This window comes from Rhizobium sp. SG2393, from assembly GCF_042610495.1.
Taxonomy (GTDB): domain Bacteria; phylum Pseudomonadota; class Alphaproteobacteria; order Rhizobiales; family Rhizobiaceae; genus RU20A.
In genome coordinates this window covers 1,105,046-1,131,164 of sequence record NZ_JBHGAP010000001.1, presented here as the reverse complement: position 1 = coordinate 1,131,164, position 26,119 = coordinate 1,105,046, and the positions used below count along the sequence as shown (strand labels likewise).

At 64.2% G+C, this 26,119-nt stretch carries 24 protein-coding genes; 11 read left to right on the top strand and 13 right to left on the bottom strand.

The window, feature by feature from the left end; genetic code table 11:
- The first annotated feature begins 104 nt into the window (after positions 1–104).
- Positions 105–854, top strand: coding sequence for an AzlC family ABC transporter permease (locus ACED18_RS05410; RefSeq protein ID WP_377289726.1), 750 nt, complete (start codon positions 105–107; stop codon positions 852–854).
- Complete coding sequence (locus tag ACED18_RS05405; protein ID WP_377289724.1) at positions 851–1,159, top strand: AzlD family protein; 309 nt, start codon at positions 851–853, stop codon at positions 1,157–1,159. The genes ACED18_RS05410 and ACED18_RS05405 overlap by 4 nt, the downstream gene beginning before the upstream one ends.
- A 43-nt stretch (positions 1,160–1,202) precedes the next feature.
- Here ACED18_RS05405 and ACED18_RS05400 read toward each other — a convergent pair whose 3' ends face one another.
- Positions 1,203–3,032 (bottom strand): aminopeptidase P family protein, encoded by a 1,830-nt coding sequence (locus ACED18_RS05400; protein WP_377289722.1) that lies wholly within the window; start codon positions 3,030–3,032, stop codon positions 1,203–1,205.
- Positions 3,033–3,389: 357 nt separating this feature from the next.
- Between ACED18_RS05400 and ACED18_RS05395 the strand changes: the two genes are divergently transcribed.
- Positions 3,390–3,551 (top strand): hypothetical protein, encoded by a 162-nt coding sequence (locus ACED18_RS05395; RefSeq protein ID WP_377289720.1) that lies wholly within the window; start codon positions 3,390–3,392, stop codon positions 3,549–3,551.
- A gap of 258 nt (positions 3,552–3,809) precedes the next feature.
- Here ACED18_RS05395 and ACED18_RS05390 read toward each other — a convergent pair whose 3' ends face one another.
- The 3 genes from ACED18_RS05390 to ACED18_RS05380 all read right to left on the bottom strand — a co-directional run bounded on the left by ACED18_RS05390 (position 3,810) and on the right by ACED18_RS05380 (position 5,769).
- Positions 3,810–4,715: a 50S ribosomal protein L11 methyltransferase gene (locus ACED18_RS05390; RefSeq protein WP_377289718.1), complete on the bottom strand. Its 906-nt coding sequence runs from the start codon at positions 4,713–4,715 to the stop codon at positions 3,810–3,812.
- A gap of 130 nt (positions 4,716–4,845) precedes the next feature.
- Positions 4,846–5,445 (bottom strand): SCO family protein, encoded by a 600-nt coding sequence (locus tag ACED18_RS05385; protein WP_377289716.1) that lies wholly within the window; start codon positions 5,443–5,445, stop codon positions 4,846–4,848.
- Between the two features lie 153 nt (positions 5,446–5,598).
- Complete coding sequence (locus ACED18_RS05380; protein ID WP_377289714.1) at positions 5,599–5,769, bottom strand: hypothetical protein; 171 nt, start codon at positions 5,767–5,769, stop codon at positions 5,599–5,601.
- Positions 5,770–5,997: 228 nt separating this feature from the next.
- On the opposite strand from ACED18_RS05380, the gene ACED18_RS05375 reads away from it, so the two are divergent.
- From ACED18_RS05375 to ACED18_RS05360, 4 genes are all read left to right on the top strand, one after another.
- Complete coding sequence (locus ACED18_RS05375) at positions 5,998–8,067, top strand: methyl-accepting chemotaxis protein (protein ID WP_377289712.1); 2,070 nt, start codon at positions 5,998–6,000, stop codon at positions 8,065–8,067.
- 2 nt (positions 8,068–8,069) lie between these two features.
- Positions 8,070–8,534 carry a chemotaxis protein CheW gene (locus ACED18_RS05370; RefSeq protein ID WP_377289710.1) on the top strand — a complete coding sequence of 155 codons (465 nt, stop codon included), beginning with the start codon at positions 8,070–8,072 and terminating at the stop codon, positions 8,532–8,534.
- 161 nt (positions 8,535–8,695) lie between these two features.
- Positions 8,696–9,325, top strand: coding sequence for a bifunctional nicotinamidase/pyrazinamidase (gene pncA, locus ACED18_RS05365; protein WP_377289708.1), 630 nt, complete (start codon positions 8,696–8,698; stop codon positions 9,323–9,325).
- A gap of 193 nt (positions 9,326–9,518) precedes the next feature.
- Positions 9,519–9,833 (top strand): hypothetical protein, encoded by a 315-nt coding sequence (locus tag ACED18_RS05360; RefSeq protein ID WP_377289706.1) that lies wholly within the window; start codon positions 9,519–9,521, stop codon positions 9,831–9,833.
- Positions 9,834–9,943: 110 nt separating this feature from the next.
- Here the strand turns inward: ACED18_RS05360 and ACED18_RS05355 are convergent, their stop codons facing one another.
- Positions 9,944–10,441 (bottom strand): CreA family protein, encoded by a 498-nt coding sequence (locus tag ACED18_RS05355; protein ID WP_377289704.1) that lies wholly within the window; start codon positions 10,439–10,441, stop codon positions 9,944–9,946.
- A 186-nt stretch (positions 10,442–10,627) separates the two neighbouring features.
- A complete protein-coding gene (locus ACED18_RS05350) occupies positions 10,628–11,863 on the bottom strand; it encodes a diguanylate cyclase (protein ID WP_377291053.1) in 1,236 nt (411 codons plus the stop codon).
- Between the two features lie 348 nt (positions 11,864–12,211).
- On the opposite strand from ACED18_RS05350, the gene ACED18_RS05345 reads away from it, so the two are divergent.
- Positions 12,212–13,492, top strand: a complete 1,281-nt coding sequence (locus ACED18_RS05345) for a tlde1 domain-containing protein (RefSeq protein ID WP_377289702.1) — start codon at positions 12,212–12,214, stop codon at positions 13,490–13,492.
- Between the two features lie 151 nt (positions 13,493–13,643).
- Complete coding sequence (ppk2, locus tag ACED18_RS05340) at positions 13,644–14,579, top strand: polyphosphate kinase 2 (protein ID WP_377289700.1); 936 nt, start codon at positions 13,644–13,646, stop codon at positions 14,577–14,579.
- 126 nt (positions 14,580–14,705) lie between these two features.
- Here the strand turns inward: ppk2 and ACED18_RS05335 are convergent, their stop codons facing one another.
- From ACED18_RS05335 to ACED18_RS05305, 7 genes are all read right to left on the bottom strand, one after another.
- Complete coding sequence (locus ACED18_RS05335) at positions 14,706–15,746, bottom strand: hypothetical protein (RefSeq protein ID WP_377289698.1); 1,041 nt, start codon at positions 15,744–15,746, stop codon at positions 14,706–14,708.
- Between the two features lie 140 nt (positions 15,747–15,886).
- Positions 15,887–16,123: a 30S ribosomal protein S21 gene (gene rpsU, locus ACED18_RS05330; RefSeq protein WP_377289696.1), complete on the bottom strand. Its 237-nt coding sequence runs from the start codon at positions 16,121–16,123 to the stop codon at positions 15,887–15,889.
- A 68-nt stretch (positions 16,124–16,191) separates the two neighbouring features.
- Positions 16,192–16,509, bottom strand: coding sequence for a cold-shock protein (locus ACED18_RS05325; protein WP_377289694.1), 318 nt, complete (start codon positions 16,507–16,509; stop codon positions 16,192–16,194).
- A 430-nt stretch (positions 16,510–16,939) separates the two neighbouring features.
- Positions 16,940–17,149 carry a cold-shock protein gene (locus ACED18_RS05320; RefSeq protein ID WP_377289692.1) on the bottom strand — a complete coding sequence of 70 codons (210 nt, stop codon included), beginning with the start codon at positions 17,147–17,149 and terminating at the stop codon, positions 16,940–16,942.
- A gap of 298 nt (positions 17,150–17,447) precedes the next feature.
- Positions 17,448–19,955 (bottom strand): ATP-dependent helicase, encoded by a 2,508-nt coding sequence (locus ACED18_RS05315; protein WP_377289690.1) that lies wholly within the window; start codon positions 19,953–19,955, stop codon positions 17,448–17,450.
- A 101-nt stretch (positions 19,956–20,056) separates the two neighbouring features.
- Entirely contained in the window at positions 20,057–20,464 is a 408-nt protein-coding gene (locus tag ACED18_RS05310) for a carboxymuconolactone decarboxylase family protein (protein WP_377289688.1), read from the bottom strand.
- A gap of 57 nt (positions 20,465–20,521) precedes the next feature.
- On the bottom strand, positions 20,522–21,343 hold the full coding sequence (locus tag ACED18_RS05305) for a cyclase family protein (RefSeq protein WP_377289686.1): 822 nt from the start codon (positions 21,341–21,343) through the stop codon (positions 20,522–20,524).
- Between the two features lie 281 nt (positions 21,344–21,624).
- Between ACED18_RS05305 and ACED18_RS05300 the strand changes: the two genes are divergently transcribed.
- On the top strand, positions 21,625–22,821 hold the full coding sequence (locus ACED18_RS05300) for an efflux RND transporter periplasmic adaptor subunit (RefSeq protein WP_377289684.1): 1,197 nt from the start codon (positions 21,625–21,627) through the stop codon (positions 22,819–22,821).
- Complete coding sequence (locus ACED18_RS05295; RefSeq protein ID WP_377289682.1) at positions 22,821–25,994, top strand: efflux RND transporter permease subunit; 3,174 nt, start codon at positions 22,821–22,823, stop codon at positions 25,992–25,994. Before ACED18_RS05300 ends, ACED18_RS05295 begins: the two co-directional genes overlap by 1 nt.
- Positions 25,995–26,119 lie beyond the last annotated feature (125 nt).

Genomic DNA, 26,119 nt, shown 5'->3' with positions numbered 1-26,119 from the left:
AAATTGATTTGTTCACTCAAGGTTCCGGCCCTATTTCCTGAGGCTTCGGAAGAGGTCAGACCAATGCGGTTGCGACGTTCCGTCCTTCCCGGTCAGGAGTGCCGATGAGCGGCTCGGAATTGATGCAAGGCGCACGGCGCGGCATAGCGGTTGCGGTCTCTGCGGCGCCCTTCGGGGTGCTGTTCGGCGCGGTGGCGGTTGAGAAGGGCTTGTCGGTCGGCGATGCGCTTTTGATGAGTGCGACGATCTTTGCCGGTGCCAGCCAGCTTGTCGGCGTGGAGTTGTTCCAGCATTCGGTGCAGCCTTGGCTCGTTGTTCTCTCGGTCTTTGCCGTCAATTTTCGCCACGTGCTCTATTCGGCGGCGATCACCCGGCATTTTACGGGCTTCAGCCTGCCGCAGAAGCTCATCAGCTTCTTCTTGCTCACCGATCCGCAGTTTGCCGAGGCGGAGCGCCGGGTGGAGGCGAGCGGCGGCGTTGGCTTCGTCTGGTATATGGGGCTTGGGCTGACGGTCTACATGGCCTGGCTGGCAGCCACGCTCGTCGGCACGCTGTTTGGCCGGCTGATCGGCGATCCCAAGGCGATCGGGCTCGATGTGCTGCTGCCGATCTATTTCATGGGGCTGGTTCTTGGCTTCCGCAGCCGGGACAACTGGCTGCCGGTGGTGGCCGTCAGTTCGGTTGCCTCGATCATCGCGATCAAGGTCGTGGGGACGCCCTGGCATGTCAGCCTCGGCGCGCTTGCCGGCATCCTCGTGGCTGCGCTCTTGCCGCCGCGGGGCGGGGCAGCCGCAGAGGTGGCGGAGGATGCACCTGCCGGCACGGTGCCCGTGGCGGGGAGCATCGAGCGATGAGCGATCACACCTCGATGGCCTGGATCATCCTGGCGGCGGCGCTGGCGACCTTTCTCACCCGCGTCGGCGGCTACGTGCTGATCACGCGCATGCGCCGTATTCCGCCGCGGCTCGAGGCCGGGCTGAATGCGGTGCCGGCGGCGGTTCTTTCGACGCTCGTGGCGCCTGCCTTCGCCTATGGCGGATGGGACGTGGCGCTGGCCATGGCGGCGGCGCTTGCCATTGCGCTGCGCTATTCCACGCTGCTTGCCATGGTCGCTGGTTGTGCGGCGGTGGTTATCCTGCGCAACGCCTTCGGCATCTGAAGGGGCGGCGTTTCCCCATCGAAGGAAACGCCTGATCCCCCGATCAGAGAGGCGCGGTGGCTTGCTCCAGCCAGCGGCGCACGCTTTCGCCCTCGATCATCGGCATCAGCTTATCCCGTGTCGTGGCGTGGTAGGCATCGAGCCAGGCGCGTTCCTCGGCCGTCAGCAGGTCCGTTACCACCAGACGCCGGTCGATCGGGCACCAGGTGATCGTCTCGAAACCGAGCATCGGCAGGTCGCCGCCCTCGATCATGGCGGCCTCGTTGACGACGATCAGGTTCTCGATGCGGATACCGAAGGCGCCGGGGCGGTAGTAGCCGGGTTCGTTCGACAGAATCATGCCCGGCAACAGCTCCTGCTGGCTCGCGCGGGAAATGCGCTGCGGCCCCTCATGTACCGAAAGATAGGAGCCGACGCCGTGGCCGGTGCCGTGCGCGAAATCGGCTCCGGCCTTCCAGAGCGCGATGCGTGCCAGCGGATCGAGATCCACGCCGCGCGAGCCCTTGGGGAAACGGGCGGCGCTGATGGCGATCATGCCCTTGAGCACGAGCGTGAAGAAGCGCTTTTCCTCCGCGCCGACGGAGCCGATCGCGACCGTGCGGGTGATGTCGGTGGTGCCGTTGATGTATTGCGCGCCGGAATCGATCAGGAAGAGCGTGCCGGGTTCGATGGTCCGGTCGCTTTCGGTGGTGACGCGGTAGTGCATGATGGCGGCGTGATCGCCAGCGCCTGAAATCGTGTCGAAGGAAATGTCCTTCAGCGGGTTCTGCAGCCGTTCGCCAACGGTGCGGCGCGTGGCCTCCAGCTGCTTCGCCACGGCAATTTCCGTGACCGTGCCGGGCTCGGTCTGGTCCAGCCAGGCGAGGAATTCGACCATGGCGGCGCCATCCTGCAGATGGGCGCGGCGGGCGCCTTCGATCTCGGCAGCATTCTTGCGGGCACGGGGAATACGGGCCGGATCGGGCGCCTCGACGACCGTGCCGCCGCTCTCAGTGATGAGGCGGGTGAGCGCACAAGGGGCGAGATCGGGATCGAGCAGGATGCGGCGGCCCTCGGCGGCAAGGGCCGCCAGATGCCTGCCGAATTCGGACGGCGGGGCGAGGTTGGCAAGCTGGGTGAGATAGGCTTCCTCGGTGATCGGCGCCTTGCGCTTGTCGATGAAGAGCACCGGCAGGCCCTCGGCCGGCACGATGGCGCGGGCCAGCGGGTGGGGCGTGTGCGGCACATCGGCGCCGCGGATGTTGAAGGCCCAGGCGACGGAGGAGGGGTCGGTGATGAGCACGGCGGAGGCGCCGCGGTCGCGGACGCCCTCGGCGATCATCGCAAGCTTTTCCGATGCGAGCTGGCCCGCATGGTCGAGGCTCTGAAGGGTGATGCGGCCGAGCGGTTCGGCAGGGCGGTCGGTCCAAAGGCGGTCGAGCGGGTTGTCGTCGAGCAGGGTCAGCGTCCCGCCGATGCTGTCCAGCGCGGCTTCGAGCTTGCGCACCTCGGCGCCCGTATGCAGCCAGGGATCGATGCCGAGGCGGAAACCCTTCGGCGCATGGTTTTCCAGCCAGCGATGCGGCGGTTCGCCAATCAGGTCGCCGCCGGTAAAGACGGCCGGATCGACCTGCTGGGCCAACTGCGTGACGTAGCGGCCATCGACGAAGACCACCACCTCGTTCGGCGTAACCAGCGCGATGCCCGCCGATCCGGTAAAGCCCGTGAGCCAGGAGAGCCGTTCGGCGCAGGCCGGCACATATTCACCCTGGAACTCATCGGCGCGGGGCACGAGGAACCCGTCGATGCCGGCCTCCTTCAGGCTGGCGCGGAGCGCCGCGACACGGGCGACGCCGAACTGGGGCGTGGAGGTGACATCGAAGGACTGGAACATGAGCGGTCTTCCCGGCAAGCGATTCTGTCTGGTGGGCGCCACGCTAGAGTATTTCGGCCGCGAGCGGAATCGCTTCAGTGTCGTGCAAGCTGCGCCCTGCACGTGCTGATGGTCCAGTGGAAATGCGAATCACCTCAGCTCTTTACGGGCTCGCGTTCATGCGACTGGCGAGGTGGGGTGGCCTGCGGTCTGCTCCGATGACCCACCGCGCGCGGCATTCAAGGCGGGATTATGTCTAGGCCTATGCGCATGCTGCATGGCACCCATTCCCCTGGCCCTCTGTCTCGCAGGTGCGAAGGCGCCTATAAGCGAGCCAACAAGAGGGCGCGACGAACGCCCACCCGAAAGGAAATGAAAATGCCGGTTTCGATCTATCGCCACGCCAAGAGCCTCGATGCAGCCCAGCAGGGTCGCTCCGCACTGCGCGTCAGCGGTTCCATGATGGCTTCCAACGATGCGACGATCGCTGCTCTCGGCCTGTCGCGCGAGGAAACCCGCCGCCGCGGCGCACATCGGTAAGTTTCAGAGCTAAGTGTTCTGAACCCATGGTCTTGTCCGATACCCCTCCTCCCTCATCGGCCTGACCTTCAGAACACCTAGGTCCGCTTGAGCGCTCCTCCTCCTCCTCAAGCTCGCGGACATGTCGGATTTCCGACCTTAAGGCGGTGCCATCGGCACCGCCTTTTGTCTGTCTGCCGATCGGTGAATGCGGGCGCGCCCGGCCGTAGGGTCGGAACACCTGGCCGGTAACGGGGAGGTTTCGGGCGGCGGCCCGAATCAGCGCGAGAGGAGGATCGTCACCCAGCCGTTGCGCCAGAGCGTGCGCACGTGCTTGAGACCCGCGCCGTTATAGGCCGCGAGCACCTTCCACCGCTGGCTGGCGAGGATGCCGGAGAGAATCACCAGACCGCCGGAGGCGAGGTTGCTTTCAAGCTGCGGCGCCATGCGCATCAGCGGGCGGGCCAGGATATTGGCGATGATGAGGTCGAAAGGACCGTGGTCGCGGAAGGCGGTGGAGTGGAAGCCGGCGGCGGTGACGGCCCTGACGCCCGCAGCAGCGCGGTTGCGGCGGATGTTTTCCTTCGCGACGCGGGTGGCGATCGGGTCGATGTCGGTGGCGAGCACCGGGATGTTCGCCATGCGATAGGCGGCGATGGCCAGCACGCCGCTTCCCGTTCCGAGGTCGAGCGCGTTGCGGATCGCCGCCTTCGCGCCGCCGGAATGGGAGGCGCCGCGCTGGCGCAGTACCCATTCTATCATTTCCAGACATCCGGCCGTCGTGCCGTGATGGCCGGTGCCGAAGGCCTGTCCTGCATCGATCTCGATGGCGATGTCGCCGGCCTTCACCTTGTCCCGATCATGCGACCCATGCACGAGGAAGCGGCCGGCGCGTACCGGCTGGAGGCCTTCCAGCGACTTGGCGATCCAGTCCACGTCGGGCAGCACCTCGCGGTGAATCTCGAGGCCCGCGAAGTTTTCGGCCAGCAGGTCGCGAAAACGTTCCGCGACTTGATCCTCATCCTCGAAGTCGAGATAGACGGAGGCTTCCCAGATGTCGTTCTTCTCGTCCATCTCCATCGTTGCGATGGCGAAGCCGTCGTCCTCGAACAGGCTTTCCATGCAGGCGAGCACCCGTTCGGAATCGTTTTCGTTGGTGACGACGTAAAGTCTGAGTTCGCTCACGATGGCTTTCCCGAAGAGGCTTGGGCTTTCCCAAAGACGTTTGCCGACGCCAGCAGCGCCGATGTGGCGCCGCTTTAGCATCTTGGAGGATCGGGGGGAAGTTTCCGCGCGCCGCGCAGGCAGGCGCCGATCAGCCGGCGATCAGGTTCTTGAGCTTCTGTTCGGCCGTATCCGTGGTTTCCTGGTAGGCGATGGTGCCCTTGAAGTCGCCGTCCTTGTCCAGAAGAAAGACCGAGGCCGTGTGGTCCATCGTGTAGTCGCCGGTCGGGTTCTTCTCATCGACGGGCACCTTGCGATAGTAGACCCGGAAACCCTTGGCCATTTCCAGAACCTTGTCCGGCGGGCCGGAAATGCCGGTGATACGGCTGGAGACATTCGAGACATACTGGCCGAGGATCGCAGGCGTGTCGCGCTCAGGATCGATGGTGATGAAATAGGCCTGCAGCTTCGTGCCGTCAGGATCGACCTTGGTCAGGAGACCGTTCAGCTCGAAAAGCGTGGTGGGGCAGACTTCCGGGCAATGGGTAAAGCCGAAGAAGAGGGCGGTCGGCTTGCCCTTGAAGGCGGCTTCGGTGATCGGCTTGCCGTTCTGGTCGACCAGCGAGAAGGGAACGCCGAAGGCCTTCGTGGCGATTTCCTGCCGGTTTGCGCTCATCTCGAAGGTGAGCCAGCCGAGAAGGGCCGCCAGCAGGCCGGCCGCGGCCCACAGGATGATGCGGAAATTTTTCATGCTCGTCATCCAATCCGAAGTCTTGCGGCGAACCCGGCACGATGGGGAAACGTCGCGGGCCGCCCGCGCGGCTTCCCTCTAACAAGGCTATCCGATGCAGGCAAAGGGCGAATTGACGCGTCCTGTGTGGCGGATCCGCGCTTGGTGCGGTGCTCAGAGGCACCAGGAGAGGCCGGCCTGCTGGAGGGTGAACAGCATGTCGCTGCCATGCGTCAGCCAGGTGTGCCAGCCCCAGGTGAACAATAGCGTGAGCACCAGCACTGCAGCCGGCAGGGCCGCATGCCTGGCGATCTGGGGATAGACTGTGTCGCGCAACCTCGTCATGGCGCTGATCCTATCACTCACGGCGCGTTTGGTCACGGGGTGCTGCGCGGGGACGTAACGTTAGCGAAAACCACCGGATTTGCGGGGTTGGATTAGCTATTGGTTAATTCATCTGTCCGAAAATTGATCATCGGGGATCGGATCGCAGCAGTCATCGCATGCGCGGCAGGCGGCGCGGCTCGACCTGTCGATTTTCACGGGCGCGACCCGGTGGCAAAGGGACACTTCATGACGTCCACGGCAAGCATGCAACGCAATCTGTCGGTACGGCAGCGACTGACTTTGCTCGGCGCCGCTGCGCTGGTCGGGTTCGGCTCGATGCTGGCGACGGGGTTCTACCAGAACAGCCAGGTCAGCGCGGCGCTCGACCTTGCCGATGATGCGCAGGACAATCTCGGCATCATCAACAAGATGCGGCTTGCCAACACGGAAGTCGTGCTTGCCGCCATGGACACGATCATCGACCGCGAGGAGAAGGTCGTTCAGCCCGAGCGTCTGAAAATCATCGACGAAAACTTCAAGATCCTTTCCGACATCACGGCGCTGAAGGCCGTCGCCGCCGAGACGGGGCAGGCTGCGGCGCTGGAGCGCTTCGAAGGCGATGTCGCGGCACTGCGCCAATCCATCGGCGTCGATCTGAAGACCATGGTGGAGACGGGCGCCTCGGCCGATGCCTATGATGCGATCGATGACACGATCGACGGCGCGGGTGAGCGCGTCAAGGCGGTGCTGCAGACCATAGCCGATGCCGGCGCAACCTATGCCGCCGAACGGGTCGCCGAGGCGCGGGAACGTTCGCATAACACGGTCATGATGCAGCTCGGACTTGGCATCGCCGCCATGGTCAGCATGCTGCTGTTGCTGGTCGTCAACGGCAACATCCTGCGCCGCGGCATCGATACGGTGCTGGAAGGCATGCAGCGCGTGCTGTCTGGCGATCTCGACAGCCGTGTGGCTGCGCTGGAGCGCAGCGACGAAATCGGCCATATGGCACGGGCGCTCGAACAGTTCCGGCAGGCGGCCATCGACAAGCGTGCGCTTGAGGCGGACGCCGCGCGCCGCCAGTCGGAGACGGACGAGGAGCGCGCGACGCGTGAGGCGCAACGCGCTCAGGAAGTCCAGCAGGTCCAGTTTGCCGTCGAAGCCCTCGGTCGCGGTCTCAACCGGCTTGCGGAGGGCAACCTCACCGAGACCATAAGCCAAACGTTCCGCGACGACCTTGAAAGCGTGCGCCGCGACTACAACCAGACCGTCTCGCGCCTGAAGCAGGTGTTGAGCGACGTGAGCGAGAACGCCCGCTCCATCCATGCCAACAGCCGGCAGATGCGCGCGGCGGCAGACGACCTGTCGCGCCGTACCGAACAGCAGGCGGCTTCCCTGGAGGAGACGTCTGCGGCCCTCAGCCAGATCACGTCGACGGTCAAGACGTCGACGGAAAAGGCCGAGGAAGCCACGGCGATGGTCGATGCGACGCGTATCAATGCCGAGGAATCCGGTCGCATCGTCAGCGAGGCGATTTCTGCGATGGCCCGGATCGAGACGGCATCAAACGAGATCGGCAAGATCATCAACGTCATCGATGAGATCGCCTTTCAGACCAATCTCCTGGCTCTCAATGCCGGCGTCGAGGCCGCCCGTGCGGGCGAGGCGGGCAAGGGCTTTGCCGTCGTGGCGCAGGAAGTGCGCGAACTGGCGCAACGCGCCGCGGGTGCTGCCAAGGACATCAAGTCGCTTGTTGCCCGGTCGGGCCAGGAAGTGGGCACCGGCGTCGAGCTCGTGCAGGCGACCGGTCAGGCGCTCGGACGGATCGGCGAGGATGTGATACGGATCAACGAGCATGTCCGTTCGATTGCCCAGGCCGCCCGCGACCAGTCGATCGGCCTCCAGGAGATCAACACGGCCATCGGCCAGCTCGACCAGATGACGCAGCAGAATGCCGCGATGGTCGAGGAAACCAATGCCGCCAGCCACACGCTGGCGCAGGATGCCGACAACCTCACCCAGATCATCGGCCAGTTCCGCCTCGATGCCGAGGATCGCAACCAGGCGACCGTCAACCAGGGCTGGACAGGATCTTCTTCGTCATCCGGTTCCTCACGCCCGTCAGCCGCCGTCTCGTCGCTGCGCACCGTTGCGCCGACCATCTCCGCCGGCCCGGTCGCGGCAACGCGCACCAGCCGTTCCGCCCCATCACCCGCCAAGGCGCTCCTTGGACGCCTTTCCGGGGCCTTCGACAGCAACAGCAACCCGCCGGCCTCCAAGCCTTCGACCTCCGGCGAAAACTGGGAAGAGTTCTGATCATGTCCAATGCCATCAAGCAGACCGGGGCCTACCTGGAAATCGTGTCGTTTCATCTCGGCGACCAGGAATTCTGCATCGACATCATGGCGATCCGCGAAATCCGCGGCTGGGCGCCGGTGACGCCGATGCCGCATACGCCTGACTTCGTGCTCGGCCTCATCAACCTGCGCGGCGCGGTGATCCCGGTCATCGACATGGCCTGCCGCCTCGGCATGAACATGACGGAGCCGTCCGAGCGCTCCGCCATCATCGTCACCGATATCGCCGGCAAGCTGGTCGGCCTGCTGGTCGAACAGGTTTCCGACATGATGACCATCAAGAGCGAGGCGTTGCAGCCGCCGCCGGAAATCATCCCGGAAGCCCAGCGCGCCTTCTGCCGCGGCATCGTGGCGCTCGAGAAGTCGATGGTCTGCTTCCTCAACCTCGACACCGTGATTGCCGACGAGCTGGCGCAGGCCGCCTGATCCCTTCAATCGCAGCACTCTTCACGGGCCCTGGCAGCAATGCCGGGGTCTTGTCGTCTGGTGTAACGGCATTCGCGTTGCCGGCATGGATCGGCTGGTGACCGGCGGCAGCGAGTCGGGCTAGATCAGCCGCACCATCCATGCGGCAAGGAGAGCGTTTCATGAAGTGCCTGCTTCTCATCGATATCCAGGTGGGCTTCTGCCCAGGGGGCAATCTGGCGGTTACCGAGGGCGACGCCGTCGTGCCCGTCGCCAACCGGCTGATGGCGGAAGGGGGCTATGATCTCGTCGTGGCCTCGCAGGACTGGCACCCGGCCGACCATGGCAGTTTTGCTTCGCAACATCCTGGCGCGGCGCCGTTCACGATGGGGGAACTGAACGGCAAGCCGCAAATGATGTGGCCTGATCATTGTGTTCAGGGCACCCACGATGCCGACTTCCATCCCGATCTTGCAATGGGTGCCGTCGACCATGTCCAGCGCAAGGGCATGAATCGGCTTGTCGACAGCTACTCCGCCTTCCGCGACAATGATCGCGACGCCGTGACGGGGCTGGCCGACTGGCTTCGGGCGCGCGGTGTGTCGATCCTCGATATCTGCGGACTGGCCACCGACTACTGCGTGCGGTTCTCTGCGCTCGACGCCCGCGAGATGCTGCCCGGGGTGACGGTTCGTTTCGTTGCCGATGCAAGCCGCGGGATCACGCCTGAGGGCGTCGCAGACGCAGAGGCCGAGATGCGGGCCGCCGGTATTGCGGTCGTTCAGGCTGCCGATCTCATCGCCGCGGATTGACGCTCGCGGCGCGTTCAAGCGACCGTGATGCAGAAATTTCGATGGTCGGCGAAACTATTCTCGTTTTGCTTCGTTTTCTGGCTGTGTCGACCCGGTGATCTTCCCAAGACGGACATCGGACAAAACGCAGAAGAATTTCCGCACTGTATCGAACAGCGGATGTAAAACGAACGAAGACAGAAGGAGAAAGACCATGAAGACTTCGATCAAGCTCGCCATTGCTGCAGCTCTTTTCACCACCGCCGGCTTCGGTTCCGCCATGGCTCGCCCGGACAACGGCGATTACTACGTAGGTGCCACGAAGCAGATGTTCTCGGCCGAAGGCTCGTCCTCTGCCGGCACCGCAGCTCCGGCCCTGCCGGAAACCGGTGAGAGCGCCTATTACGAAGGCGTATCGCGTCAGCCGAACGTTGACGTCATGAGCACCGGCTCGATCGACCGCGGCCAGCCGAGCACCTTCGTACCGGGTGAAGGCCGCTACTACCGTGGCGTTGAAGCCCCGAACTAATAAAATGTTGTCCTCACGGACATCACGAAGCGCCCCGGCATCCAAGCCGGGGCGTTTTGCGTTTTGCCCTCACGCAGCCGGGCCGGCGGGGCCGGCGCAGCCGCTGTCCTTTACGGTTTGCCCTTGGTCCAGGTGACGGGCTGATTGAAGAGAGGCACGGTCGAGATCGACATTTTCGCGGACCCATCCTTGATCTGGCTGGAATGGGCCAGATAGATCAGCGTGTCGTTCGCCTTGTCATAGACGCGCGTCACGATCAGGCTTTTCCAGATCAGCGAGAGGCCTTCGCGGAAGACGCTTTCGCCACCCTTCGACAGGTCAATGTCCCCGATCTCGATCGGGCCGGTCTGGCGGCAGGCGATCGCGTTGTTGGAGGGATCCTCGAACCAGTTGCCGTTCTTCAGCCGATCGATGACGCTGCGGTCGAAATAGGTGATGTGGCAGGTTATGCCCTTGACCTTTGGATCGGCGATCGCGTCGATCAGGATGTCGTTGCCGATCCAGTCCACGCCAACCTTTCCGACCGTTTCTGCACGGGCTGCGGGGGCGGAGAGGGCAAGGAGCGCCACGAGGCCGCCAAGGGCGGCGCGAAAGGCAGGCTGGAACATGGAGTGACTCCGTTCGATGAAGTTGGTCTGCCGCCAAGATAGTGTGGTCATCCCCCGATCTGTAGTGGGCGGCAGACGCCCGTTGACCGAAACGCGGCTTTCGGCAGTTCGAAGGCCGCAGCCGGAGCCCGCCAGATACCGATCCTTGGCCTACCCGTGACACCGTGGATCGGGTCTGGCAGGCACTCACGTCCGGCGTATCTCGGGCAGGGCCCGTTCCGCCGGTTGTGACGGATGCGACGGGGCGAGATCGGCGCCGCGCATCTGTGCGGCGGCGGCGAAGAGCGCGCGGGTGGCGGCATCCATGTCGGAGCGGCGCCGGCCGGAGGCGGCGGCCCGATTTCTCCCGGCCTGTTTGGCCGCGTAGAGTGCGGTGTCGGCTTCGCGCAGCGCGGCGGTGATATCGGCCTGAAGATCCGCAGCGCGGTCCACGGGGGCGACGCCAAAGCTCGCCGTCAGGCAGATCACGTCCTCGCGGCTTTCCGCATCGACCAGCCGAACCGGGCTGGTGGCGAGGCGGTCGCGCATCCGTTCGGCATGGCGAATGCCGGCTTCCTCGCCTACGCCGGAGAGCGCGATGCCGAATTCCTCACCGCCGAGGCGGCCGACCAGCGCCGTGCCGGAGCCGTCCGGCGCTGCAGAGCCCGCCAGAATGGCGGCGGCATGGCGCAGCGCCTCGTCACCCCCGGCATGGCCGAAGCGGTCGTTGATGGCCTTGAAGTGGTCGAGGTCGATGAGCAGGAGCGTCACCTGGGCATCGCGTCGCGTTGCCTTTTCCAGCATGGCTTCGGCCTTTTCCAGAAAGGCCGGGCGGTTGAGAAGGCCGGTCAGGTCGTCACGCTCTGCCCTGCGGAGCAGAAATCGCAGATCGCAGGCTGCAAACAGGACGAGCGCTGCTGCGAGCGCGACGGAGGTCGCGGCTGCCTGCAGGTTCAGATCCGGCGCGGTGACCTGAATGGCAGCGGCGCCGGCCAGTCCGAGTACCGCCGGAAGACGCCAGACGCGCGGCGGCAGGCGGTTGACGCCAGACCTTGGGCGGATCAACGGCAGGATGGCGCCCAAAAGTGCGGGGGCGGCGTTGTTGGTGGCCACAACCAGCGCGGTTACCAGCACGCAAAGCCCGACCGCGGCATGGGGTTCGAGCATGCGCAGCGGTCCGGGCGGCGCAAGTGTTGCGATCGGCTTCAGGCGCCAGGGAAAGGCCATGAAACCGAAGAAGAGCAGAAGGGCTGCGAAGTGATGGGCTGCCGTCAGAAAGACAGGAGCCGCCCCCAGGCAGGCTGCAATCGAGGCCGAAAGCGCGGTCACCAGCGATGACCCGATCAGCCAGCCCCCGACATGCCGGTGCAGCGAGGGGAGGAAGAGTGCCGGCAAAAGCACGGCATATAAAAGCATAACAATCGAAAAGGCGTTCACTGTCATCTGTGCCACCCGCTTTTCACCTATGTCCCTGCGGCCCGTCATGGTCGCATCGGCACAGCTACACCGGGAAAGGTTAATTTTTACTGGCCAGAATTAGGGGTGTTTGAATCTCTTGCTCCAATGCCGCCATTTTCCCCAGGCAAGGCACGTCTTCATCCGGTCAAGAGGAGGCTTAGCGCTGACGGAACTCTGCATGACGTCTCTGCGCCGTTTCGCACAGGAAGGGTTCGCTCTTAAAGGTTTTGGTTACCATGTTTTGTCATGGTTAACGGGTCCCTTCCGGAGCGGCCCGTTTCGCCGACATCCCTGGGCGCGTTTGCGTTGTCGAGTTCGGGTAAGAGTATGACGGTGTCTTCCAGTCCAGTTTCCTCGAAGGCCGCCCTGCGCGGTTCTTCCGGCCGCCGCAAGCAGCGTTCGGCCTCCGCGCTCGCCCTGGGGCTTGCCGCTCTTCCGGTTGCCGCCCTTTTCTGGTCGGCAGTCACATTCCTCTCCGTCCAGCATGCGGCAACACCGCCCGGTGGCGTCGGCGCCGTGCGTTTCGATGCCTCGCTTGGTCTGAAGCCGATCGTGCGGCAGGCACAGGCCGAGCGTCTTGTTGCGCCGGACAAGTTTGCCCGCCTGTCGAAGCCGACGGAATCGGAAAAACGCCAGGCCATGCTGACGGCGGAAGCCATCAAGGCCTCGCACAAGCGGCAGACGGTTCTCGCCGCAATGACCAAGGCCCGCGTCGAGGCCGAGATCGCACGTGCCGAGGCCAAGCGCCACAAGGCTGCCGATGATGCCGCCGTCGAGGTGGCGATGGCGGCGGAAAGCGATGCCTCGCCGCTGGTGACGGCGCTTGTCGATCCGGCCGCGAGCCAGGTCGAGACGACCCGCAAGCCCTTCGACCTCGTGCTCCAGGAGCCGGCATCCGACATGGCGCTCGCCTTGCCCGAGAGCGTGCCGCTGCCGGTTCTTCGCCCGCGCACCGCCATGCTCGCGCCTGAAGCAGACGAGGATGACAGCGAAGACCAGAAGCCTGCACGCGGCCCTGTCAAGGCGAATGCCAAGCCGGCCGTGGATGGCGACGCGCCCGAGGCGCAGAGCAAGCCGCGTCCGCGCAATGCCCGTCCCGAGAAGGAACTGGCCTATGCAAAGCCCGAAAAGTCTTTCTTCGAAAGTCTCTTCGGCGGCGGCGCCGACAATGGTGCGTGGCCGGGTCGCGGAACGCGCATTGCGGTCTACGACATCTCCGGCGCCACGGTCTACATGCCTGACGGTACGCGGCTCGAGGCCCATTCCGGCATCGGCGAGATGCGCGACAATCCCAAGTACACGCATGTGAAAATGCGTGGACCGACGCCGCCCGGCGTGTTCCGTCTGAGCATGCGCGAAAGCCGGTTCCACGGGGTGGAGGCGCTGCGCATGACCTCGGTCGATGGCACGAACCCGCGGGGTCGCGACGGTCTTCTGACGCATTCCTACCTGCTGCGCCGTTCGCCGGGCGACTCCCACGGCTGCATTGCCTTCCGCAACTATCCGGCATTCCTGAACGCCTTCAAGCGCGGTCATGTGAACATGATCATCGTCGTGGAAAGCATGCCGAAATCGAAGACGCAGATCGCCCAGCTCTATCGCCGCGGCGTGTGACGCAAACCGCCCTTGACGCCTCCAAGGCCCGCTTCCGGCATTGTTCCGGGAGCGGGCCTTTTGCTGTCGGCAGCCTGTCAAATAAGTGTCATGCGGGCGTGGAATAAGCGGCCTGAACCATCGTTTTCCGCAAGATCAGGGACCGGGCGCCATGAACCACGACGACCTCAAGCAGACCGAGGACAGGGACGGCGCGCTCGACTGGCTCGAAGCCGAACTCCAGGACACGCTGGACGAAGATTACGAGCTTGAGCTGTCAGAGCCGGAGATTTCCGAAGAGCTGCGGCGCATCTACAAGACCAGCCATCCGCCGTCGATTCCGCGCGCGGACTATTTCCGGGCGCTGCTCAAGCTGCAGTCGGAGTTGATCAAGCTGCAGAGCTGGGTCTCGCACCACAAGGAAAAGGTCGTCGTTCTCTTCGAGGGTCGCGACTCCGCCGGCAAGGGCGGCGTCATCAAGCGCATCACCCAGCGTCTGAACCCGCGTGTCGTGCGCGTCGTGGCGCTGCCGGCGCCGTCCGACCGCGAGAAGACGCAGTGGTATTTCCAGCGCTACGTGCCGCATCTGCCGGCCGGCGGCGAGATCGTGCTGTTCGACCGCTCCTGGTACAATCGCTCCGGCGTCGAGCGCGTCATGGGCTTTGCCGGCGAGGATCAGGTCGAGCAGTTCTTCAACGACGTGCCGGAATTCGAACGCATGCTGGTGCGCTCCGGCATCCGTCTGGTGAAATACTGGTTCTCGATCACCGACGAGGAGCAGCAGATGCGCTTCATGATGCGCATCCACGATCCGCTGAAGCAGTGGAAGCTTTCGCCCATGGACCTGCAGTCGCGCGTGCGCTGGGAGGCCTATACCAAGGCCAAGGAAGAGACCTTCGCGCGCACCAATATCCCGGAGGCGCCCTGGTACATCGTTGAAGGCAACGACAAGAAGCGCGCCCGCCTCAACTGCATCGATCACCTCCTGTCGCTCATTCCCTACGAGGATGTGCCGCATGAGGAAGTGACGCTGCCGCAGCGCGTCTTCAACCCCGACTACGAACGCCAGGTTCTGCCGCGCGATCTCTACGTGCCGGAGAAGTATTGAGGCGGGACGCCTGATGGTGCTTTCGCATGTGCGAACCCGGACAACGACTCCGTCCGGGCTCCTCCGCCTGTCTGCCTTTGCGCGTTGTCAACACAGACCAAGACACCGTGTCCTCGGCGCATGCCGTCAAAGCGGATCGCATGCCTCGTCATGAGCAAGCCGACTGCCGCGCAATTTGAGGGACGTGCGGTAGTTCACGCAATAGAGCTGGTAAGCGACCTTATCTCCAATCGGGCCAAGGTCTTTCAGAATTTCGCAATCGCGCGCATTCTCACGCGCACACATCAGCGCGAGCCTGAGCATACCGGTGGCAAGCTTGCGCATGCTGTGCTGATCGATCGGCCCCGTCTTTCCTGAGATGGGATTGATGCCGTATGTCGAGAGCTTGGCGTCGTTCTCATGCTTTTGCTGAGATCTGCCGAGAATGGTGCGAACGACTTCAATGGCTTCCTGCTTCTCGTATATCTGCACGACGCTGGGATTCCGCTTCTTGCAAAGCAAGTCGTTGTGCACGAAGGACGTATCAAATGTCACTGCCGACACGTCGTTAAAGCACTTTGCGAGGTGGATGGCCAGGCCGCCGCCAAGGGAATGTCCCGTGGCTATGAACTGCACGTCATAAGACGGATAGCGGGCCTTGATGTGCTCTTTCAGCAGATGGAACTGTGTTTCGATTTCTTTATACTGATTGAAGGGCAAAAAAGGCGGGATGATCGAAAAATTCGTCAACCAGTCATTGATGGCGCTTGGCCCATCCGTGCCCCGCGCTGCGACCATGACGTAGAGGCATTTGCGGATCGCTTGATAATAGGTGTCGAACGACAAGCCTGTCAGGCTATTCGAATATCGATGCGGAAGAGCGCTCTTCGGCTGCCACTCGAGTCTCTTCCACCCGAGATTCGATGGGTTTCGGCTCGGCAGGAAAAGGAATTGCTGGTCATTGTTTGCGTAGGCGTCCTCGCTGGCCGCTGCATATATACCAAAAGACGCGGCGAGGAGTTCGGCGTTGAAATTTCGCTTTCCCCGATAGTCTTTATCGATGGGCTTGACCAGAAAGTCGGTGCAGCGTCTTGGCGGGTCCGCAGAGGCTGGCCGCGCTCCCGCATTGGCAGTGACGCACGTCCCCAACAGAACCATGCACGCTATTGAGAGCACAAATTTCCACATCGTTTCACCCTGCACAAAGTCCTTTGTGCAGGGTTCTAGACTTTCAGACCGCGGTCAAGCCGAAACTCGCCCAAAGGTAGCAAACGCGTTTTTTATCAAGGCAACGGCGTGAAAGATGTCCCGCTCACGTTTTCCGTCCTTCAGCGCGCGCGGGCGACCTTCTTCGGGGCGGGCAGCACGCCTTCGCGCTGCAGCTTCTTGCGCTCCAGCTTGCGGGCGCGGCGGATGGCTTCGCCCTTTTCGCGGGCGCGCTTTTCCGACGGCTTCTCATAGGCGCTGCGGGCCTTCATTTCGCGAAAGACGCCTTCGCGCTGCAGCTTCTTCTTGAGGACGCGGAGGGCCTGATCGACGTTGTTGTCTCGTACCAATACCTGCAAGGCGATATCCTTTCGTGTTCGATGGGCGGGCCGGCGGCGAACCGCGGCGATTAAAATGGGCGCGTCTGTCAGCCGTCGCGGCGCGGGGTGGGCGTCGTGCGGCGGCTGCGGATGCTGGATGTGGTCAGCCAAGAGCTACCGGTGAGGGGCGCATCCGTGTCTGCGGACGCGGCATCACCATCCGGGCCGGACGAGGCCTCGATGTCACTTTCGGTGATGCGGCGCTCGAACTTCTCGTCACCCAGCTGGACGCGATACTGGCGTTCGCCATTTTCCTTCACGGGCAGAAGGCCGACGATCCTGCATTCCTTGGCGCCGGCGTCGGGGCGGATGATGCCGGTGATCAGCGTGACGTTGTCGCCTATGGCGTAGGGTGTGTTGCGCATGGTTCAATCCTTGGTGGGCCGCGGCTGCCGCAAAACGGGCGCCACCGGCGATGGGACAATCTGCCGTGGGGGCAGGGCGAAGGCTTCGGGTCGCGGCGGACGTGCCGTCGGAACGTGGCATCAGGCGTTGTTCCGCCCGAGGCATCATCGATCTTGCATCGGGCAACAGCCCCGGATCGCCACAGAACAGAAAGAACCCGGGCATGCCGACGCTTTGGCTTGCGACTGTCTGCGCGGGTCGAGCGGTGCCGTTGTCATCAAGAAAACGGCTGGCCGAAAAAGCAAAAAGGCCGGGCTTTTGACCCGACCTCTCCCGTCACTCCGATCTCAGGGCGGCGCGATCATGAGCGCGCACAAATCCCGAAACCAAGGTCCAGCTGCCAGTACATCCGTGGTCAGCCGTCCTGAGTGACAATTGCTGCAGCTTCAATCAAGCGGCCTTGAGGTTGTCAGCGGCGTTCTTGCCCGACTTGCGGTCACGAACCAGCTCGAACTGAACCTTCTGGCCTTCATTGAGCGAACCCATGCCGGACCGTTCAACGGCCGAGATGTGAACGAATACGTCGGCAGAGCCGTCGTCGGGCTGAATGAAGCCGAAACCCTTGGTTCCATTGAACCACTTTACAGTGCCAGTTGCCATAACGATTTCCTTCCAATCGTCTGAGAGTGCGGACACACCATGCCCGCTTTCGATCGAATTTTGAGAGGAAACAGTAAGGGCGCTAGGCCCTAGCAATGATCACAAGCAAGTCTCGATGGGCTAGATATAGACCCTCTCGTCGAATATGCAATGGCGAGCAGCGGTATTTTATTTCCAATCCATCTCTGAAATGCCCTGAAGCCGCTGGAAAGACGGGTTTTTCATCAGCCGAAATATTTTCGTGATCGGCGATTTTACTTTCCCGTTGCGAGGCCTTCGTGACGGATTGCGACGCCCGTCACGCTTTTTCCACGAAGCCGTCCAGCACGCGTTTCTGGCCGGCGCGGTCGAAGTCGATCGTCAGCTTGTTGCCTTCGATGGCGGAGATGTTGCCGTTGCCGAACTTCAAGTGGAAGACGCGGTCGCCGACGGCAAAGCGCGAGGGCTCGGCGGTCGTGGACTTGGCGATCAGCTCGCCGTCGATGGTGCGGCCGCGCGGGCCGCTTTCGCCGTAGCCGATGCGCTCCACCGCATGGCCGGAGCGGTTGCCCCAGTTGGTGCGCGTGGCCTCCGTCTTGTTGGTCTGGGCGCGTCTCCAGCCGGGGGTGGAATAGGAGTTGGCGAAGGGTTCGGCCTTGTCGAAGCGCGACTGGCCATAGCCGCCCCGCCCGTAGCCGCCATAGCTCTGGTCGATCTCGGCGACCTCCACATGCTGGTGCGGCAGTTCCTCCAGGAAGCGGGAGGGGATGGTGGATTGCCACAGGCCGTGGATGCGGCGGTTCGACACGAACCAGATGTGGCAGCGGCGCTTGGCGCGGGTGAGGCCGACATAGGCGAGGCGGCGTTCTTCCTCGAGGCCCGAGCGGCCGCCCTCGTCCAGCGCGCGCTGGTGGGGAAAGAGGCCTTCCTCCCAGCCGGGCAGGAAGACGGTCTCGAATTCCAGCCCCTTGGCGGAATGCAGCGTCATGATGGAGACGGCGTCGAGGTTTTCGTTGGTCTCGGCATCCATCACCAGGGAGACATGTTCGAGGAAGCCGCGCAGGCTCTCGAAGGCCTCCATGGAGCGGATGAGTTCCTTCAGGTTTTCCAGCCGGCCGGGTGCTTCGGCCGTCTTGTCCGCCTGCCACATGGCGGTGTAGCCGCTCTCGTCGAGGATCTGCTCGGCGAGTTCGGTGTGCGGCATGGTTTCGAGCAGCGACTGCCAGCGGCGGAAATCGGTGACGACGTCGAAGAGCGCCTTGCGTGCCTTCGGTTTGAGCTCGTCCGTCTCGATGATGTCGGCGGCGGCGGCGAGCATGGGGATGTCGCGGGCGCGGGCATAGTCGTGGAGATTGCGGATCGTGGTGTCGCCGAGGCCGCGCTTCGGCGTGTTGACGATGCGCTCGAAGGCGAGGTCGTCGGCCGGCTGGCAGACGAGGCGGAAATAGGCCATGGCATCGCGGATTTCGAGGCGCTCGTAGAAGCGCGGGCCGCCGATGACGCGATAGTTGAGGCCGAGCGTCACGAAGCGGTCTTCGAATTCGCGCATCTGGAAGGAGGCGCGCACCAGGATCGCCATGTTGTTCAGCGGATGCTTGCCGCGCTGCAGCTGCTCGATTTCCTCGCCGACCGCGCGGGCTTCCTCTTCCGAATCCCAGGCGGCATGGACCTGCACGCGCTCGTCGTCGGGGTCCTGCCGGTCGGTGAAGAGCGTCTTGCCGAGGCGGCCTTCATTGTGGGCGATGAGGTGGCCGGCGGCGCCGAGGATATGTTCGGTCGAGCGGTAGTTGCGCTCGAGCTTGATGACCTTGGCGCCCGGGAAATCCTTCTCGAAACGCAGGATATTGTCCACCTCCGCGCCGCGCCAGCCATAGATCGACTGGTCGTCGTCGCCGACGCAGCAGACATTCTGCGGCACGCCCTTTGGGCGCTGGGCGAGCAGGCGCAGCCACATATATTGCGCGGTGTTGGTGTCCTGATACTCGTCGACGAGGATGAAGCGGAACTTCTGGTGATACTCGCCGAGCACATCCGCATAGGTGCGGAAGATGCGGATCGGGTGCAGCAGCAGGTCGCCGAAGTCGCAGGCGTTCAGCGTCTTCAGGCGGGCCTGGTAGGCGGCGTAGAGCTCGCGGCCCTTGCCGTTGGCGAAGGCGCGGGCGTCACCTTCGGGAATGTCGGCGGGGTCGAGGCCCTTGTTCTTCCAGCCGTCGATCATGCCGGCGAACTGCTTGGCCGGCCAGCGCTTGTCATCGATGCCTTCGGCCTGGATGAGCTGCTTGATGAGCCTTGTGACGTCGTCCGTGTCGAGAATGGTGAAATCCGAGCGCAGGCCGACGAGCTCGGCATGGCGGCGCAAAAGTTTCACGCCGATGGAGTGGAAGGTGCCGAGCCAGGGCATGCCCTCGACGGCATGGCCGACGAGAACGCCGATGCGTTCCTTCATCTCGCGCGCTGCCTTGTTGGTGAAGGTCACGGCGAGGATCTGCGAGGGATAGGCGCGGCCGGCAGCCAGAATATGGGCGATGCGGGTCGTCAGCACGCGCGTCTTGCCCGTACCCGCCCCGGCGAGAACCAGAACGGGACCGTCGATGGTCTCCACCGCCTCGCGCTGCTCCGGGTTGAGGCCGGAGAGATAGTCGGGCATGCGATGGGCGTCACGCGCGGCCATGGCGCGCGCGGCGATGCCGCCGGAGGGGGCGCCGGCGCCCTCGGGGCCGTGCGTCCGGGGATCCGCAAGGGGCGCATCGGGCGCCGCGCGGCCGGGCTTGCGCACCGGCGCGGGTTCCTCGTCGAAGAAGGGAATATCGTCAAAGCCGCTGATCATGCGGCCCAATGTAGTGATTCGGGTCTGAAAGGCCAGAACGTGTTCTGCTTTTATTCCCGAATCCAAGCCCTTTCGGCGCAGGGCCGGCGATATCCCCAGCCTCAGTTGCGGTCGGCATCGAAGGCGGGGTCCACCGGCAATTGCAGGGCCGTGGCGAGCTGGTTGGTCTTGCCGGCGAGCGCTATTATCGACAGGAGTTCGGCGTGCTGCTCGCGCGTCAGGCCCTTCGCCTTGGCGGCCGCCGTGTGGGAATGGACGCAATAGCTGCAGCCGTTGGTGACGGAGACGGCGATGTAGATCAATTCCTTGACCAGCGGATCGAGCGTGGACGGCGTCGCCATCACGGCTTTCACCTCGGCCCAGGTGCTTTCGAGCAGGGCGGGATCGAAGGCGAGGTAGCGCCACATATTGTTGACGAAGTCGGATTTGCGTGTGGCGCGGATGTCGTCGAAGACAGCCTTGACGCGGGGATCGGACTCGAGATCGGCGGCGGGCGTGACGGTGCTCATGGTGTTCCTCCGGCAGGGGAAGCGGGCCGACGGATGGCCCGCTTCCGGTGTTCGATTTCAGACGAGGGCGAAGACGCGGGCCGGTCCGCCGGTGCCGCCCTTGACCTTCGGTGCGCCGACGATGAGCGTTGCGCCCTTTTCGGGCAACTGGTCGAGATTGGCGGCGGCTTCCAGGCCCCACTTGCCTTCGGGCAGCCAGCCGTAATGGGTGGCGAAGTCGGCGGACTGGCCGAAATCGAGCGAGAGCGTATCGACCGCGATGCCGGCGGCGGTGGTGTTTTCCAGCAGGTACTTCGCAGCCTCCACGTGGAAGCCGGGGAAATGCATCTTGCCGGCATCGTCGGCATTGCGGAATTTCGGGGTGCCGAAATGCTTGGTCCAGCCGGAATTCAGCGCCACGCAGGCATTGGCGGGGATATCGCCGTTCTTTGCGACCCAAGCCTTGATGTCATCGGGCGTCAGCTGCGCATCGGCATTTGCATCGGCCTTGGCGCGGATGTCGATGACGACGAGGGGCACCACGAGATTGGCGACCGGGATTTCGGCGACCGACTGGCCGTTTTCGGAAAAGTGCAGCGGCGCATCAACATGGGTGCCGGTGTGTTCATTGACGCGCAGTTCAAAGAGATTGAACTTGTGTTCCTTGTAGTTGAACTTCTGTTCGCGGAAGAACTGCTTCTGGCCGAAGAAGGTGGGTGTGTCCTCCGACAGCTCATGCGTGAGGTCGGTGACGGCCGCGGGCGTGGCGGCAAAGGCGGGTGCCACGGGCGCGCTGGCGGCCAGCACGGCCGCGGCGGCGCCGCCCGCGGAGGCCTTGAACAGGTTGCGGCGCGAGAGCATGCGCGATTTGACGGATTCGATGACGCAGGCATTGCACATTGGATGTCCCTCTCCATGTTTCCGATTGCCGGCCGACGCGGGTTGCAAAGGCAGTCGGCCCAGCATCCAGAAGGTGGCCGCGCGATACGGGCAGCGTCAAGGACAGGTTTTGCGCGATCCCGTCGCGGCAAGGATTACAATTCGGTAACCTCCCCATTCTGTGATCGGATGGCGGTTTGCAATGCAGCACAGTCGGACTAGATCATCGCGGCATATGAGCATTTGACGTGCCCCGGGGCCTCTCGCAATCCGGGCGAAGATTTCCTTGGAGATGAAACGAGATGCGGCTTTGGCAACAGGTTGTCGTGAGCGTTGTCGTGATCGGCGCGGGTGTTGCGGTCTGGGGGCGGATGTCGCCCGGCGCGGCCGGGACGCTGCGCGCCGCAGGCCTGCCCGACACGGTCGTCGCGGTACTGGCGCCCGCCCAGCCGGCCACCGAGGCGGGGCAGGCGCAAAGCGGCAACCAGCGCCGCGGCGGCGGCCCGGCGCTCGTCGTCACCCGTCCGGTTGGTTCGGCCGTCATCAATGACCGGCTGAATGCCATCGGCAATGGCGAGGCGATCCGTTCCGTCACGGTCACGCCGTCGGCCACCGGCAACCTGACCGAGATCCTCGTCAAGTCGGGCGATGTCGTGAAGACCGGCCAGGTGATCGCCAAGCTCGATTCCGAGGACCAGACGATTGCGGCGCGGCAGGCGCGGGTCGCGCTCGACAGTGCGCGCGAGAAGGTGGAGCGCTACCGCAAGAATGCCTCTGCCTTTGCCGTGCAGGACCTGCGCGACGCCGAGACCACGCTGCAAGGGGCGGAACTGACGCTGCAGGCGGCCGAACTTGATCTGAAGCGCCGCGACATCACGGCCCCGACGGGCGGCATCGTCGGGATCATCACGGTGAATGTCGGCGATTACGTCACCACCTCGAGCCCGATCGCCAATATCGACGACCGATCCGAAATTCTGGTCGATTACTGGGTGCCAGAGCGTTTCGCGACCAAGATCACGGTCGGCCAGCCGGTGACGGCCCAGGCCGTCGCCCAGCCCGGCAACCCGCTGTCGGGCGTCGTCCACGCTGTCGACAACCGCATCGACCAGACGAGCCGGACGCTGCGCGTGCGCGCCCGCATCGACAATGCCGACGACCGGCTGCGGGCCGGCATGTCGTTTTCGGTGACGATGGCCTTCGACGGCGACCGCTATCCGACCGTCGATCCGTTGTCGGTGCAGTGGAGCGGCGACGGCTCCTTCGTCTGGCGCGTGGCGGGCGAGAAGAGCGAGCGCGTGCCGGTGAAGATCGTGCAGCGCAATCCCGACAAGGTGCTGGTGGAGGCCTCGCTTGCCGATGGCGATCCGGTCGTGACCGAAGGCGTGCAGCGGCTGCGGGACGGCGGTGCCGTTTCCGTCGCCGGCCAGACGCGCGGCGATGGCGCGGCCCCGCCGGCCGGCGCCGACAAGACGGCCAAGGCGGAAGGGGCGCGCTGATGAGTGCTGACAAGACCGACGCCGTTTCTCACACGACGGAAGGGCAGGGAACGGCCGCTGCCGTAAAGGCCGGCGGCAGTGCCGGCTTCACGGCGCTCTTCATCCGCCGGCCGATCTTCGCGCTTGTCGTCAACACGCTGATCATCGTGGCCGGGCTTGCCGCGCTGAACGGCGTCGAGATCCGCGAGCTGCCGCAGGTGGATCGCCCCGTCGTCTCCGTCACCACCGATTTCGACGGCGCATCGCCTGAAACCATCGATCGCGAGGTGACCTCGATCGTGGAGGGCGCAGTCGCGCGCGTGCAGGGCATCCAGAAGATCGCCTCGCGCTCGTCCTTCGGCTCCAGCCGCGTGACGATGGAATTTTCCGAAAACATCGATATCGGCCAGGCCTCCAACGATATCCGCGATGCGCTCGGCCGCATCCGCAACCAGTTGCCCGACGGCATCGACGAACCGCGCATCGTGAAGGCCGATGCCGACAGCCAGCCGATCATGCGGCTCGCGCTCACCTCCGACACGCTGTCGATGGAAGACATGACGCTGCTCGTGGAAAACGAGATCAGCGACCGCCTGGCCGCCGTGGAAGGCGTGGCCGACGTCGCCGTCTATGGCGACCAGGAAAAGGTGTTCCGGATCGATGTGGATCAGGCCAAGCTCGCCGGGCGCGGGCTGACGGTGGCGAACCTGCGCACGGCGCTCGCTACAGCGTCCTTCGACGTGCCGGCCGGCTCGATCACAAGCACCAGCCAGGACATCACCGTGCGCGCCACGGCCGATCTCCAGACGCCGGAGGACTTCGAAAACCTCTTGATCGGCACCAACATCCGCCTGCGCGACGTCGCCTCGGTGACGCTCGGCCCGGATACGGGGCAGACGGCGCTGCGCTCCAACGGCAAGCCCGGCATCGGTCTCGGCATCGTGCGGCAGGCGCAGTCCAACACGCTGTCGATCTCGGACGGCGTGCGCGCCGCCGTCAGCCAGATGGGCAATATTCTCCCCGAGGGCACGCAGCTCGCCATCACCAGCGATGATGCCAACTTCATCAAGGGCGCCATCCACGAGGTGGAGATCGCGCTCGTCGTTGCCGTTATCATCGTGACCATCGTCATCTATCTCTTCCTGCTCGACTGGCGCGCGACGCTGATCCCCGTCATCACCATGCCGATCGCGCTGATCGGGACGGTGGTGGCCATCTATCTCGCGGGCTTTTCGATCAACATCCTGACGCTGCTCGCCATCGTTCTGGCGACGGGTCTCGTGGTGGACGATGCGATCGTGGTGCTGGAAAACATCGTGCGGCGGCGCAGCGAGGGGCTCGGGCCGCGGGCGGCGGCCGTTCACGGGACGCTGGAGGTGTTCTTTGCGGTCATCGCGACGACGGCGACGCTGGCAGCGGTCTTCATCCCGCTCTCCTTCCTTCCGGGGCAGACGGGCGGCCTGTTCCGCGAGTTCGGCTTCGTTCTCGCCTTTTCCATCCTGCTCTCGGCCTTCGTGGCGCTGACGCTGTGCCCCATGCTGGCCTCGCGCATGCTGACCACCCACAAGGAGCATGGCGGCGGGGTGATGGGGAAGATCGGCAATGTCTTTGCCGGCGGCTATCGCCATGCGCTCAGGGCCTGCCTCAACGCGCCGCTCGTGGTCTTCATCGTCGCCTTGCTCTTCACCGGTGCCGGCTTCCTGATCTTCACGGGCGTGAAATCGGAGCTGACGCCGCAGGAGGACCGCGCGTCCGTCATGCTGCGCATCACCGCGCCGCAGGGCGTGTCGCTCGACTATACGCAGTCGCAGATGCGACGCATCGAGGATGGTATCCAGCCGCTTCTCGACAGCGGCGAGATTGCCAACGTCTTCTCGATCTCCGGCCAGGGCGGCTCGACCAATTCGGGTTTCATGGTGCTGACGCTGGCGCCCTGGGGTGAGCGCGAGCGCACGCAACAGGCGATCGCGGCCGACATCAACAAGGTCACGGCGCGCATCCCGTCGGTCCGTGCCGTGACGAACCAGCCGAACAGTCTCGGCATTCGCGGCGCCGGCCAGGGCCTCCAGATCGCGATCGTCGGCAATGACTACACCAAGCTCGGCGATGCCGCGTCCGCGCTCATCCGGCAGATGGAGGACAGCGGGCGCTTCCAGAACGTGCAGCGCAATTACGAGCCGAACCAGGCGCAGCTCTTCGTCACCATCGACCGGGAGCGGGCCTCCGATCTCGGCATCGACATTACGGGTCTCGGCGCGGCGCTTCAGGCGATGCTGGACGGGTCGAGCGTCGTGGATGTGTTCGTGGAGGGTGAGGCCTATCCGGTCAAGCTGATGTCGTCGACCAATCCGGTCAACGACCCGACCGACCTCCAGAACATCTTCCTGAAGACCGGCGACGGCAAGATCGTGCCGATGTCCACCATCGCTGCCGTCGAAGAGCGGGCCGTGGCGCCGGAGCTGACGCGCGAGCAGCAGCTGCGGGCCGTCTCGGTTTCCGCCGGTCTCACGGACGGGCTGGCGCTGGGCGAAGCGCTGACCATGGTCGAGCAGATGGCCGAGCCGCTGCTGCCGCCGGGTTCGCGCATTATTCCGCTGGCCGAAGCCGCGACGCTCAACGAAAATGCCAACGGCCTGATCATCACCTTCGGCTTTGCCATGGTGATCATCTTCCTCGTGCTCGCAGCGCAGTTCGAAAGCTTCGTCTCGGCTGTCATCATCATGATCACGGTGCCGCTGGGTCTTGCCTGCGCCATGCTCGCCATGCTGCTGACGGGCACCACGATCAACGTCTACAGCCAGATCGGCCTGGTGCTGCTCGTCGGCATCATGGCCAAGAACGGCATCCTGATCGTGGAATTCGCCAACCAGCTGCGAGACCGGGGCTTGAGCGTGCGCGAGGCGATCGAGGACGCCGCCAACATCCGCCTGCGGCCCGTCATGATGACGATGATCGCCACGATCGTCGGTGCGGTGCCGCTGGTGCTGGCGCAGGGCGCAGGCGCGGAAGCGCGCATCGCGCTCGGCTGGGTGCTGGTCGGCGGTCTCGGGCTTGCAACGCTGGTCACGCTGTTCCTGACGCCCGTCGCCTATCTCGTCATTGCCCGGTTGACCAAGCCGCATGCGGACGAAGAGCGGCGCCTGGCCGAGGAAATGGCCGCGGCCGAAAAGCTGGCGGCCCAGCCTGCGGAGTAGGTGCCGCGTCCGCTTTCCCGCAGCCGGGTTTCAAAAGGCGGTCCTGCGGAGCCGCCTTTGTCCGTTTCTTGATGTGTTGATTCATGTTCTGGACAAAGTGATTCCGATTTGCACAGTAGCGCCCT